Origin of the sequence: Gilvimarinus agarilyticus, from assembly GCF_000832015.1 — a bacterium.
Classification (GTDB): Bacteria; Pseudomonadota; Gammaproteobacteria; order Pseudomonadales; family Cellvibrionaceae; genus Gilvimarinus; species Gilvimarinus agarilyticus.
This window is the reverse complement of the sequence record NZ_JXCJ01000001.1, coordinates 506145-519429: the sequence shown is the minus strand read 5'-3', so window position 1 is coordinate 519429 and position 13285 is coordinate 506145. Positions and strand designations below refer to the sequence as shown.

The 13285-nt window shown below is 45.3% G+C and carries 11 protein-coding genes; 2 read left to right on the top strand and 9 right to left on the bottom strand.

Going from position 1 to position 13285, the window contains the following annotated elements:
* Nucleotides 1–23: 23 nt before the first annotated feature.
* A complete protein-coding gene (locus SD69_RS02340) occupies nt 24–1298 on the bottom strand; it encodes a sugar phosphate isomerase/epimerase family protein (protein ID WP_084591461.1) in 1275 nt (424 codons plus the stop codon).
* A 612-nt stretch (nt 1299–1910) separates the two neighbouring features.
* Between SD69_RS02340 and SD69_RS02335 the strand changes: the two genes are divergently transcribed.
* Nucleotides 1911–3620, top strand: coding sequence for a metallophosphoesterase family protein (locus SD69_RS02335; protein ID WP_084591652.1), 1710 nt, complete (start codon nt 1911–1913; stop codon nt 3618–3620).
* A 209-nt stretch (nt 3621–3829) separates the two neighbouring features.
* On the opposite strand, the gene SD69_RS02330 is transcribed toward SD69_RS02335, so the two are convergent.
* The 3 genes from SD69_RS02330 to SD69_RS02320 all read right to left on the bottom strand — a co-directional run bounded on the left by SD69_RS02330 (nt 3830) and on the right by SD69_RS02320 (nt 6039).
* Nucleotides 3830–4429, bottom strand: a complete 600-nt coding sequence (locus tag SD69_RS02330; RefSeq protein ID WP_157471591.1) for a hypothetical protein — start codon at nt 4427–4429, stop codon at nt 3830–3832.
* Between the two features lie 329 nt (nt 4430–4758).
* Nucleotides 4759–5253, bottom strand: a complete 495-nt coding sequence (locus SD69_RS02325; RefSeq protein WP_041521916.1) for a protease complex subunit PrcB family protein — start codon at nt 5251–5253, stop codon at nt 4759–4761.
* A gap of 336 nt (nt 5254–5589) precedes the next feature.
* Nucleotides 5590–6039, bottom strand: a complete 450-nt coding sequence (locus SD69_RS02320; RefSeq protein ID WP_052480824.1) for a hypothetical protein — start codon at nt 6037–6039, stop codon at nt 5590–5592.
* Nucleotides 6040–7284: 1245 nt separating this feature from the next.
* Between SD69_RS02320 and SD69_RS02315 the strand changes: the two genes are divergently transcribed.
* Complete coding sequence (locus tag SD69_RS02315; protein WP_041521915.1) at nt 7285–9840, top strand: TIR domain-containing protein; 2556 nt, start codon at nt 7285–7287, stop codon at nt 9838–9840.
* A 515-nt stretch (nt 9841–10355) separates the two neighbouring features.
* Here the strand turns inward: SD69_RS02315 and SD69_RS18875 are convergent.
* The 5 genes from SD69_RS18875 to SD69_RS02295 form a co-directional block, all read right to left on the bottom strand.
* Entirely contained in the window at nt 10356–10733 is a 378-nt protein-coding gene (locus SD69_RS18875; RefSeq protein WP_198144043.1) for a transposase, read from the bottom strand.
* A 167-nt stretch (nt 10734–10900) separates the two neighbouring features.
* Entirely contained in the window at nt 10901–11455 is a 555-nt protein-coding gene (locus SD69_RS18870) for an IS110 family transposase (RefSeq protein ID WP_269745011.1), read from the bottom strand.
* Between the two features lie 80 nt (nt 11456–11535).
* Nucleotides 11536–11883 carry a hypothetical protein gene (locus SD69_RS02305; protein ID WP_041521914.1) on the bottom strand — a complete coding sequence of 116 codons (348 nt, stop codon included), beginning with the start codon at nt 11881–11883 and terminating at the stop codon, nt 11536–11538.
* Between the two features lie 551 nt (nt 11884–12434).
* Nucleotides 12435–12758, bottom strand: coding sequence for a hypothetical protein (locus SD69_RS02300; RefSeq protein ID WP_041521913.1), 324 nt, complete (start codon nt 12756–12758; stop codon nt 12435–12437).
* Nucleotides 12759–12841: 83 nt separating this feature from the next.
* Nucleotides 12842–13186, bottom strand: a complete 345-nt coding sequence (locus SD69_RS02295; protein ID WP_084591460.1) for a type II toxin-antitoxin system RelE/ParE family toxin — start codon at nt 13184–13186, stop codon at nt 12842–12844.
* Between the last annotated feature and the right edge of the window lie 99 nt (nt 13187–13285).

The following is a 13285-nucleotide window of genomic DNA, read 5'->3' as shown; positions in this document are numbered from 1 at the left end:
ACTTAGGGTAGCGGGCGATAGAGCTAATTTAAAATCTCATAATACAAATACTCCCACGCCAGTTGTACGCTATACATGGGTGGGTACGAATAATCCTCAACCTCTGCGACCATATACTCAGGTGTGGCAAACTCTGGATGGTCGAATAATGCTGGCCAGTCAATTTTGCCGCTTGCCCCTAGCTCTTTATAGTCTTTGATGTGCCAGCTTAAAAACCGGTTTGGGTATTTTTTAAAATAATCGGCAGGCTTCACGCCGCCCACATGCATCCAATAAATATCGGCCTGAAAGTCAACGTAGTCAGGGTTTGTATTTTGTAAAAAGTAGTCATAGATACGCACACCATCGATCGACTCAAACTCATCGGCATGGTTATGAAACGCGAAGCGTATGCCCTTTTCACGGCACAGCTTGCCGATCGCATTATAATAATCACTGTAGCGTTTCAGTTCGGCCCTGGATTTTACGGATTTGAGTTGGTTGTTAGACGTTGTTAAATACTCCACGCCTGCCTCGACATGGTCATCGATTGTTTTTGACCACCACTGCAAAGCGCTGTCCCAATTATCACCGGCAGGAAGATCGTGAAATGTCATAGAGCCTAAAAATTTCATACCGTTGGACTCTACGGTTTTGCGAAACTCTGCTGGTGACATCCCATAAAAAGTACCGTCATCATACACAAAGGTTTCTACGTAGCTATAGCCCATTCGTCCGAGCTCGCGCAGAGTGCCTGTAGGATCTTTTTGCATGGCTTGGTGTACCGACACCAACTGAATGCCAATATGCTTGTCTTTAGGGTTAGACTTTATATAACGGGTTTGCCAAAGACGCTTTCCGGATTCGTCAAACCCTTCAAGCAATATATTGGTAAGGCTTTTAAAGTCAAATTTGACCGCCATGTAAAAATTACCCAGCATATCGACGTCTTTCATTGTCCATGTAGACTCTGACGAAAAACGACCTTCTCCCTTAAAAATAACCCCTTCTCGGTTTTGTCCTAACGCAATGATTTGATCAGTGTTGGCGTCATAACCAATCAGCTCGGTAAGCAGTGGCTTATACTCGCCATTTTCATATTGTAAAACCTCAACCTGCATAGATTGGTTATCCATAACCGAAATATTATTCATCTTAATCGCTGGAAATGTACCAACCTTGTCCGTATCTGCATCAAGGCTACTTAGCCAGTGTCCGGCGTACTGGTGTAAGCGTTCGGCTTGGGATTCTATCGCATGTTGCGCGACGCTTGCTTGACTTAAAAGAAAAATCAATACGATGGAAGTGATAGCTCTCATAGTTGGGCCTAATTCTATTCTTATGTCGGTTGAATGTGGCGAGGCTCTACTAAGCCGCTTAACAATAACTTACGTTTTATAATGATTGTAATGTCGATCAGAAATAACGGCTGATGCCAATAAGCACCAAGCTACTTTATACACAGTAAGGCATAGGCTGTGAAGAGCAGCTTAGAGGGAGTGCAATATAAAACCCGTAATCATTTTAAATGGCTACCGTCACTCATCTGATCTAATTTACTGCCAGTACCCCGTTGTAGGTGATAGCAATATTGGCTCTTATGGGGAGTTTCGGCTCGGTATCGTTAATGCGATAACGTAGTATTCAGAATATACGGTTAAAGTGTCGAACGCATTCACCCTGGAAAATGTGAATATTAAATAATTAATACTGCAGTAACTAAAGTGCCATAATCCCGACTTACTCTCCTTTAGCCCTTAAGGAAAAGACCCGTCATACGGATTCACCTCTGTTTTCGATTGATCAATATGCATTTATCAGTATGTCCACAGACGATATTTCATATCAATATCGTCTATGTCATGCATGTTTTATCAATCTTGGCTGATAAAAAAACGGATTTTTTGTTAATTAATCTTGGAGATGATTCAATGAAACCCTATTTTTTTCAGTCTGCCTTAGCGGTAGCTGTGAGTGTACTGGTGGGTTGCGGCGGCGACTCAGACAGTTCCGCGCCCGTTGTGGAAGATCCCGTTGTAGAAGCGCCGGTTGTAGAGGCACCAGTAGAAGCAACGACGATTAGCATTTTACCTTACGTGCAAAACCCCACTACCAGCTCAATAAGCGTAACGTGGTTTGGCAGTGCTGAAGAGCCAGCAACTATTCAAATTGAAGGTTTTGGGTCCTTCCAGTCGGAAGTACAAGCAACGGATGCCTTAACCTACGGCACGTCAGAGGTTGATTATATTCACGGCGATTCAAACTTTGGTGGCATACATACAGGTGTTGCTGAGGGGCAGGCGCCACAACCTGTGTATAAGCACTATGTAAAGGTTGATGGACTTGAGCCCGGGACGTCTTACCCCTACACCGTCCTTCAGGCCGGCGCCGATGAGTTTAGCTCGAGCTTTACCACGGCACCTAGTAAAGAAAGCCGCGAAGCGATTCGTTTTATAACCATGTCGGATATGGAAACCGAGCCCGAGTCGACGGAAAAAACCGTGAGGTGGACGGCCAATGCATTAGCCCTCGGCGGAGAAAAATTAGGGACAGACCCTGATACCTATACCCGTCAATATCCTGTAGACCAAACCACGGGCTACAAAGCTAACCTCACGTATGCTGAATTACGAAGCCCCGATTTTTGGGTAATTGCCGGTGACCTGGTGGAAAAAGGCGGCCGTCAATTAGATTGGGATGAGTTCTGGCGTCACAGTGCTGGTGAGTGGGGCACTTTAGCCTCCTCTACGCCGATATTCCCCGCACTTGGTAATCACGAAAACTATTGGCACCCTGAGTACCCAGGCTACAACGCCGAGGCGTCAATGCTCTCTTACGATAAGTGGAACACTTATTGGGACTTGCCCACTAACCATGCCAGCGATGATCGCTATCAAAAACGTTATTATCGTGTCGATTACGGCCCGGTGACGTTAATTACCCTTGACTCCTCTAACGGTAACGATGCCGATCCCAGCCAAGACACCAACCTGTATATCGATGGCGCTGCCTCACGCGTACCGGACTTTAACCGCGGTACTGAGCAGTGGAACTGGGCGTTGAGTGAATTGGCCGACGCGCAGGCGCAGGGCCAGGTGATTTTTGTACAGTTTCATCACAGTGCCTTCGGCACCGGTGTTCATAGCCTGCCCTCTGGCTCGGCCGGCATTGCCAATGGTGAGGATAACCAGTCTGGTATGCCGATGCGTATCTATCACGAACTGTTCCAGCGCTATGGTGTAACCGCTGTGCTGTCCGGTCACGATGAATTGCTTGAGTACGTCAGTATCGATGGTGTGAGCTACTGGGATGTGGGCTTTGCCGGAGATGGTTTGCGCGGCCCAGGTTACCCGCCCACCACCGATTACGTGCCGTTTGATTTACTGCCAGAGGAAGCGCAGGCAACACACTGGAGCGCGCACGGCGATGCCCCTGAGGTGTGGGATGGCAATAAGCTCGTCTCGGGCGGTAAGCACTACGGATTTCTTGAGGTGGAGGTTCGCCCCTCCGGCGATTATAACTATGAAGTGGTTATGACTCCGCGCTTTGTATTCCCGGTTATGGACGACACAGGAATGGCTACGGGCGAGTTTGATCATCGCCAGTACGAGAAAGTGGTTCGCGTTCTGGTTGAGCGATAGTGCTGATGGGCGGGCCCTCGTCTGCCCGTCAATAATATCAGCGCACTCAATAGTTTTTATTGCCTGTCTTGTTGCACGTTTTTGCAGCGAGACAGGCACCTCGCTCTTGGCCTTAATCTACGTTAGTGGATTAAGGCCTTTTTTTCCAAGCGTTATAAATTGCATACAGGGCGATGGGCCTTTCCCCTATACCGTTTTTGATTTATGGTTTATCGCTCAGAGCGAGCTTCCAGTTCTGATTTGGTCATTCCCATAGCGGCGGGGACTTGGCATATTTTAATCATCTCCACCATGTTGCTCATGCCCGCCGCAAATGAGTTAGGCGTAGCATTCACCCCTAAAAGCACGGCATTGCCCTCTTCTATTTCTGCCCCTTGTAGCTCATTCAATGCATCCGCATAAGCTTGTTTTTCTTTAATGGCTGCCTTCAAATTCTCTGCAATCTCGGGAAAATAACAGGGGGAATCTTCGTCTAACTGACTAAAGAATTCTTCAAGTTCTTTCTGATATTGCTTGCTTATCTTTAGTGCGGCGTCCATGTTGTCGGCGAGCTGATCGTATAGCCCGGCTTCTACCACAGCCTTGGCGCTGTTGGTTTCTTCTAAGGTTCGGTTTATTTTATCCAGAAGAGCGCCGTACTCCTCGGCCAATTCACGATCCTTCTCCAGAATTTCCTCGGTTCGATCGGAGAACTTATCAAGTTCGCCAATGGTATCGATATCCGGCCCACAAGCTGATACCGAAAGTGCAAACAAAAGGGTGATGAAACAATAACCGCGAGATTTTCGGAGTCCTTTAAGCAACATCATAAAATCCTTATATAGACACGTATAAAAGTTTAGCAACACCAACTGGCTATCCAAAAATTAGCTCAGTATTAAATCAAAGCTCGCTCGTTAATGCTCTGAACAGGTTCACGCTGTTCGCAACCTTGTAGTCGGATCAAGCACAAGGCCCCTGAACTTTAGTCACATTATTCGCCGTGCTTTCCGCTAAGCGGAGCCTGTACCTGTTTAAAATAGCAGTAATGATCATTATCTTGACACAGTGGCCGCTGTCGCGTTCTACCGAACAGAATGTCACATGAGCAACGGGCTAAGTCTTAAGCTTGATACGGTACTGCTGGTTGAGCGGCTCACTACCGCGAGCAGCTTCCCTCTTCTACTTTTCGTACATAATTTATCGGCAGCTCGGTTTTATCCATAGCAATAAAGCAATACGGATACACACCCATATCAGGGTAATTGCATTCTCCGGTGTTACTGGGCGTAATAGTGGTGTACAGAACTTTCAGAGAGTCGCCGTCTTTTAGTACCTCATCAACCCGCAGTGCGTGTCCGGGGTTTGCTTTCTCGCCGGCATGAATCGCGATGACTTGTTTGGTGTCGAAATCTACACTGGGCGTCTCACCTTGTTTATTAAGGTCGGTGATCCCATAAATCTCACGAAAGTCGTGGGTACTGGTAATTCTATCGTGGTTTGGTTCGGTAATCGTGGAGTAACTACTTTGGCCACACTCAATCACGCTGTAAGGGTGTGGGGTGCCGCTGTAAATATCCTCGTCGTTATCGTCGCTGCTATCACAGCCAGCCATAACCAGCAGTAATGGCGCGATTAAATACATAGGTTTCATACAAATTCCTTTTATGGCTCCATAAATATGCGTCGGGTACTGTAACAAACCTCTACACTAAAAGGGTGTAACAAACTGTTGCGGGATAACGGTTGGGGTATTCAAGCCGTTGAGTTTGGTAGGCGCTGGCACAACTTAACTGATCGTTGTGAATGGGCCTTACCGGGGCGTATATAGCGGTGCGCAAAGCGTGGAGGTACGCGAACGTTGGAGTGAGGCCGTAAGTTTATCTAAAAATGTCAAATGTAAGGCCTGATCCCGGTGCTCCTCTGACCCCGGTGCTCCTCGTACGTAGAGATAGGCCAAGATAAGCGTTACCTGACCCCACCTATATACCTAGTAGCGGTAATGACGCGCGGGAACGACAACTCCTTGACGGCCATACGCCAAAGGGTAGCCCCCGTGCTGGGATGCAAACGCCTTGGCCTCTTGCAGCGATGAAAACCAATGGTTCGGATACCCCGCATAGCGCAACGCCAGGTGGTACTGCTCTGCCCGCTCAGCGGGTAAGGTTTCAAGCGCCCTACGGCACTCAGCCCAACAACTGTAACCCGCCTCAAGCGCCAGCAACTGCAACGTATGTTTGCGCTGCACTAAACCTTGCCGCCGGCGCAGCTGGGGTAAGGTGACACCGGTAAATACTCGCTGGGCAAGCAAACGTCGCAAAACCGGTAAACAATCAGCAAGATCGCCAGAGCATGCCGCGCGCTGCAGCCTTTTGGCCTCGCGCAAAAACGACTCGACAACCGCAGGGGAAAAACCCGGGGAATGGGATGGTGTATGCATATCGCCTCCAATACAGTGACCTACTCGATATCGGACAGAGATGATATGCAAGCAAAGCTTGCCAGATTATAGATACGATTGGTGAATCACTTTTGCGAGGCGGGCGCCCAATGAGCCCGGCGATAATTATCCAGCTGCCTGTAAAGCCTGTCAACGTTCGGTAAGCGGCCAAAACTACCCAGCCCACAAGCTTGCCAACAATGATCAACGGTGGCACGATAAGCAGCATAGCGCGTAAGGTTTATCGCCTGAAAGGGCCGTCTGCCAAGATGGCAAGCTACGATAAACCAAGATTTAGCCAGTTTGGACGGTGGGATAATAAAGGGTTTAGCCCAGATGTTACGCAGCAGTTCTTTCCCCTATCTTTCCATTTAGCTAATTCATCGCATAAATATTAATGAGAGAGCTATCGTGTTTGTGGTTTTTGCATTGTGCGAATTGAAAAGCTTAACCCCTGTAGTACGGGTTGAGTGTGGTGGATTCACATTTCAAGACCTGACCCCGATGGCTCCCCCACCTGTAAAGCCTGTCAACGTCGGGTATCCGGCCAAAACCACCCAGCCCACAAGCTTGCCAACGCCGCTTAACGGTGGCACGATAAGCCACATAGCGCGTAAGGTTTATCGCCCGTACAGGCCGCCTGCCAAGATGGCAAGCCACGATAAGCCAAGATTTAGCCAGTTTGGAAGGTGAGATAATAAAGGGCTTAGCTCAGATGTTACGCAGTAGTTCTTTCCCCTACCTTTCCAGTTAGCTAATTCATCGCATAAATATTAATGAGAGAGTTATCGTGTTTGTGGTTTTTGCATTGTGCAAATTGAAAAGCTTAACCCCTGTAGTACGGGTTGGGTGTGGTGGATTCACAATTCAAGACCTGCCCCCGATGGCTTTATACGGCAAATTTCACACTGGTGCCCCCTGCTGCCCACCCAGTTGTCAACCGCAAAAAGCCGTGGCACACTTAACCGCATAGCGCGTAAGGCTTATCACCCAAACCGCTTGCCAGGAGCAGGCCACGATAAGTCAGATTGAACCAGTCAGGAAGGTTAGATAATAGCGGGTATAGCTTGGATATACACCATACCTCTCCTCCCTTTGGGCTCATCAATTAATTCGCGGAAATTTTAAGATGGGGCCAAGGCAGCCTTTGTATTTTTATTGTATGAAATGCAAGGCCTCAAGCCCCCAGCGACTCTCAAATTAAGATCAGTTTTTCGCGGTTTACATATTATTTAAGGTGAAAAAATGGATACAAAACCTCTAAAGCTTTTTTATAGCTATTCTCACGAAGATGATGAACTGAGAAGAGGGCTAGAGAAGCATTTAACTACTTTAGTTCGAAATGATGTCATTGAGCAGTGGTTTGATGGTGAAATCACAGCCGGTAGTGACTGGAAGTCTGAGATTGTTAGCAACCTTGAAAAATCTGATATATTTATATTTTTGATTACGGCGAACTGGTTGAACTCAGATGCTTGCACAGAAGAATGGGAGCTAGCCAAGAAAATTTCAATTAAAGATACCGGAAAAAGATTAATCCCTATCATTGGATCTAGATGTCCTTGGACTGATTTTGACAATATGAGTAAATATTTGGCTCTCCCTTACGACGGCAAGCCCGTCGCCGACTGGACTTCAACTGATTCGGCTTGGCTAAACATCTACGAAGGAATAAAAAATGTGGCAATGGACTTAAAAAAAAACTTTCAAGTAAGGCCGGAGTTCCTAAGTGACCTTACTTCAATAGAGTTTTGTTCAAAGAATACAACGAAGATTACATTAAAAGATATTTTTGTTTTCCCCAATCTGGCAACCTACGACGAAAGCGAAAGAATCGAAGAAAATCTAATCGAAACGATTGATCAGTTGATGAAGTATGATTATCAAATTATTCATGGAGAGGACCAATGTGGAAAAACAAAATTAGCAGCATGGCTTTACCTTGAGCACAACCACGACTCCAGGCCTTTTATTTATGTAGATTTTGATAGCGTTGGAACAGGAAAGAATAAACATAAAATATTACAAGAAATATTCGAACATCAAAAAACTGGAGACTTCAAAACATGGTTTTCCGCTGAAAACAAGTACATCATCTTTGACAACCTCTCTAAGGATAAAAAGTGTCTTGAGCTGATGTTATATGCAAAAGAACACTTTAAGAAAATAATAATATTAAGCAGTAGTGATTGCTTTAAATCTTACTATATAGACGATGAAAGATTGATAGATTTTAATGTTATCGAGTTTAAGCCATTTTGCCATGAAAGACAGGAATCACTGATTAAAAACTGGCTTAAAGCAGACAAAGATACAGACAGTATAGATTATGACCTTGTAGATTCGATAGAAGATAATATTAATTCGATTATAATAGACAACAAAGTTCTTCCTAGGCATCCCTTCTTTATACTCTCAATACTTCAGACCTACGAAAGCTTCATGCCGGAGAACCTAAAAATTACTGCTTACGGACATTGTTATCACGCATTAATACTAGCGAGAATAATTAAATCTGGAATTAGTCGAGAAGACAGCACATTAGAGTCGGTTTTTACTTTTTGCTCGAGTCTTTCATACAGAATGTTTCTTAATGGGATTGGCACAAAGTTTACTGAAGATCTATTTGAAGAATTCGTCCGAGATTACAAGAATGAATACATAATAAAAAACTCTGTTCTTAACAGAATGTTTAGTGATTACGGGTTACTGGATAGAAACAATGGTGAAGTAAGGTTTAGCATATCGTATAGCTATTACTTCTTTCTGGGAAAATATCTTACTGAAAACTACCAGGACAACAAGGAATGCGTATCTTCAATGGTAGAAAGCAGTTATGCGAGACATAACTCTCTAACTTTAATATTCACCATACATCATGCAAACGATGTTTCCATTCTTGATGAAATATTAGCCCACACGCTGTGTGCTCTGGATGAAAAGAAAGTTACGGATTTAAGCGGAGGAGAAACTTCTCTTTTTTCGGAGGTTTTAGAAGAGGTCATACCTGAAAAACTGACAACAGAGTCTAACAGTAATGTAGAAACTGAAAGAGCTAAGGAGAGAAAACATCGAACAGATGTTGAGAACTCCGAAAGCCCTTCAGCTCAGAGTGCTATGGATGATAGTAACGGCCAGAACAGGCTTCTCAACCAAATATTTCAATGTAATAAAAACATGGAAATTTTGAGCCAAATACTAAAGAATAAAACGGGAAGCTTGAAGAAAAATAAACTTTCAGAGATTGTTGAAATAATATGTGATGCTGGTCTGCGACTTGCCTCTGTCATGCTTGAAGACCAGAATGAGATTGATTTATTTGCTGAATATATATATGAAAGGTATAAAAAGACTGACAAGTTTGATCCCGACTCCAGCAAATCATCACAACTTTATCAAGTCAAACAAATACTAGTATGCCAGGTTATGCTATGGGTAATTGGTGCTATAGAGAAAGTAGTTTCTTCCATTAACAAACCAGAACTAGAAGAAATTGTATTCGAAATTTCGGAAAGAAAAGCCACCCCAGCGTACCATTTGATTAGATATTATTACTTGTTAGACACTAGCAGAGGATTTGATGAGAAGCTGAAAAGGGAATTGGAGTCTATGGTCTCTAGATACAAAAGAGAAAGCTCTTTCTTTTTGCATCGCATGGTCTCACTTCGAACCCAACACTATGAAAGAACCCACATCGTTAAAGAAAGTTACAGACAGGCAATTTTCTCCCTTCTGGAAGTGCCATATAAGACGAGAAAATTTGACGAAAAAAATAAATCTAGAATAGGTCGCCAAGTGTAAATCCCAAGGATACCATATAGGAATTCCGGGGACAGTTTACTTAATATAAACTGGATCGTAATTTTTCTACGAAGCACCGCTCTTTAATTACCGTATATCCAGCCGAGCGGATGTCTATTTTAGGGTATCAGGGCCACCCATTAGGAAAATTGTCAACCGAAGACGAGAAAACTCCTCCCGAGTGAACAGGATTTTCGATCTACAGACGCCCTCGAGAAAATTGCACCCGGCTTTTCATTGGATTGGTGTTTTTCAACTGCACCAGTCACCCATCAGGATCAAGCTATTGTTAAATAGCCCTGGCTTTCGCCCCAGAAAAACATCGGTACCATACTTTGTTCATTCAAATGACAGATCTGTGAGCTCAACTGTTAACTTCATCATTGGCTCAACCCGTTGCTGACTCGAAGCATGAGCAAATACTCTCATGGCGCGTCATTAGGTGGCGAAGCCGGGCCAATCAGGTCTGGTGGTTTAGTGCCAACCCCGTCAATGGTTAACCGGCTCCGCCAAGCTTAGGCGAATAGCCGTTTCTCGTCATAGGCGACGCCGTTACGCATAATCCAGTAACAGGCCCTAGCCAATTTGTGAGCTAGCGCTTTTCTCGCCAAAATGATATTCGTTTCTTTGGCCTTGCGCTGGTAGAAAGCTTTGGCTTTTTCACTGCGCCGAATGGAAAAATTGGCTGCTTCAATGAAAGCCCACGCTAAGTACTTGTTACCGTTTTTTCTATTATTCTCGCCTTTTTTCTTACCGTTGCTTTCACGTCGGCTGTCGACGCATCGACTGTATGAAGCGAAATTCCCAGGCCCTTTAAACCGCTTGATATTGCCGCTTTCCAATAGAACGGTTTGTGCGAGTATATCGCCTATTCCCGGTACGGTCTTGAGCAAGTTGAAATTCGGCGATGAATTCACTTGGTGACTAATTGACCGCTCCACGGTTTTTATTTGCTGGGTAAACGCACGCACCATACCTATTGAGGTTTGTAGCGCTAGCTGAGTATTAGCCTCACCGATTCTAGGGGCAACAAATTCCTTGGCCTTAATCTTGTCTGCCCTTAACGTCTGACCTGTATAAAGGATTTGAGTCGGATAATCTCCCGGCTTCGGTCTTGTACCAACTGCATACGTTTTCTCAGCAAATCCCGCAATGCTCGATGCTCCTTGGGATAGATATATCCGGTAGGAAGAATTCCTAGGCGCATTAGATGAGCCAGGTGAAACGCATCGTAGCGATCGTCGGTACGCTTTAGGCCATTGTACTGAACAACCTTTGCTGTGTTCACGAGGCTAACAGAAAAGCCTGCGTCTTTAAGGGCGTCTACCAGCCAATACCAGTTGAACGTGGATTCGACCGCCACACCTTTTAACTGTTTCTTATATCGCGACAGGGCTTTGATTACCAATTCGGGATGATTGTCGAGCTTGAGCTCCAGCAATCGCTTGTCCTTGTCGTTAATAACGTAAACATAATTATATTGTTTGAATGTAGGTCGATTCCGCAATAAAGTGTCATAACAGCCTCCAATGATTTGTTTTGGTCGACAACCATTGTAGTCCTCACTGCCACGGTGGTGGGGCGAGGCTGCCTTATGTTTATCAGGTCTTACCACTTACATGAAAGTGTAAGATGCAAGGTTTAATCCAAGCTTGATATTAAGGCCACCCTCCACTTTCTCAATCGGTCTATTTTTTAGTGATTTTTCAATTTGGGAGAGTCAGAGAAGTAGTCCTGCATCCAGTCAAACAGCACATCAACCCCCATCTCAGACAAACTCTTGCGCTGAAACTCGTCATCAGCCTCTTCATCCAGACTTGCAAACTGATAGAGCAATATGCCTGGCTCTCCATCATGCAATATCAACATAATGCGTCGGCGGGTACGCAAGCAATCAACCGTCATAACATCGGCGGGAATACCGGTATCGCGCAAGCCACGGCGTACCTCAACCACTGGGTTGATGTGTTGGTGGGACTGCTGAATCTTAGTGTGAGCCTCAGTTATTTGGTCGGACAAGGTTTTTAAAGGGTCTTCAGACATCGAACGCTCCAGAATAATAGTGACGATAGATTAACAGAGTCGACGATTTTTTTGTAAGGCAGAGGTAATGAGGTTCGAGTCCTTTGATTTTTATTTTGCATGTGATAAAGCCTAAATCTCGCACGGTGCCCAAATCCCTTGCAGCACGCCGAATGGAAGTTGATTTTAGGGGTTGAGCGAAATGGATTTCGCGAAAGAGCTTGTCGGGGCATGGACGCCCCGTCAAGCCGTGCCCCTAAAATCAGCTGGAATGAGGGAAGCCGAAGGTCGTGATGCCAGGGTGCGTTTCTTGGTTACTTCTTGCCGCATCGCAAGAAGTAACTCGCCCGCGCGGCGACAGAGCGCACCCAGCTAGAAAACTGGAACAAGCGAATCTCTAGCTCAAATCCAGAAAGTATAGAGCTTTAAACAAAAAGCGCGCACAGCCCCCTAAACCAAATCCTCAACCGTCCCATCACAAATCGGCGCCATCGCCGTCACCCGATCCAACGCCGTAGCGTTCCCGTCGCATCGGGCGTCAGGCCCCACCATTCACATTGTGACAATAAAGCCTAAGCCGCATACCCTAAAAACTCATCTGCGGAGCGAATTCCTTCGCGATCCTGACAGGCTTTAAACAGCCGGAATAAATTCTTAGCGGTAGCATTACCGCTGGGGCTAACCATACGGCGAAGTCCAGCCTCTTGAATTTGCAAGTTATGTGCGATCTCGGCAAAGGCTTGTGTGCCATTCAGGTAATCGCGAAGCATGGAGTTACCGACGACGATATCGCCTTCAAGATAAGACTCCAGAGCCTCTAGCAATAACCCTTTGCGATACGCGGGGTCTTTGCAAAGCTCCATAACGGTATCTTTAAATTCTCGGGTTAAGGCCATTTGAGGTTACCTCATCGTTTACTTTTTTGTGCCGCCTTTATTGTAGGCAGCGCCCTAGATTTGCTAAGCGAGAAGTCTGTATCTCACTTTCTCGCTCTGTAATCGGTTAAATATGTTTTAGCGGTATCGATAACTGCCTGTTGATCTGATTTATCGCTGCCAGCGAACAATATGATCAACTCATCGCCTTCGGTGATGTAATAAATTCGATAACCTGGGCCGTAATTGATTCTGCGCTCCTGCAAACCATTACCACCTGTAATGGGCTTATGATCGCCAAAGTTTCCAGCTTCCATTTGAGTTACAGCCTTGGTGATTTTTACCTGCGCTCTAGTATCTTTGAGCCCCATCAGCCAATCCCGAAATGGCGCTCGGCCATCCTGAACCAAATACTCTTGGGTTTTTCGCTGGATTGCAGGCAATACCACAGATCAAACTCCCTTTTGCTCATAATAATAACATATAAGTTATTATTCAACTGTTTTAATGTGATCGTAAGTTTGAGCTTAGCTTATCTAGTGGGCTGG

Coding starts and splice junctions, on each gene's coding strand:
- SD69_RS02300 (WP_041521913.1), bottom strand. CDS start 12,758: ATGGCCTTAACCCGAGAATTTAAAGATACCGTTATGGAGCTTTGCAAA.
- SD69_RS02315 (WP_041521915.1), top strand. CDS start 7,285: ATGGATACAAAACCTCTAAAGCTTTTTTATAGCTATTCTCACGAAGAT.
- SD69_RS02325 (WP_041521916.1), bottom strand. CDS start 5,253: ATGAAACCTATGTATTTAATCGCGCCATTACTGCTGGTTATGGCTGGC.
- SD69_RS02320 (WP_052480824.1), bottom strand. CDS start 6,039: ATGCATACACCATCCCATTCCCCGGGTTTTTCCCCTGCGGTTGTCGAG.
- SD69_RS02330 (WP_157471591.1), bottom strand. CDS start 4,429: ATGATGTTGCTTAAAGGACTCCGAAAATCTCGCGGTTATTGTTTCATC.
- SD69_RS02340 (WP_084591461.1), bottom strand. CDS start 1,298: ATGAGAGCTATCACTTCCATCGTATTGATTTTTCTTTTAAGTCAAGCA.
- SD69_RS02335 (WP_084591652.1), top strand. CDS start 1,911: ATGAAACCCTATTTTTTTCAGTCTGCCTTAGCGGTAGCTGTGAGTGTA.
- SD69_RS02305 (WP_041521914.1), bottom strand. CDS start 11,883: ATGTCTGAAGACCCTTTAAAAACCTTGTCCGACCAAATAACTGAGGCT.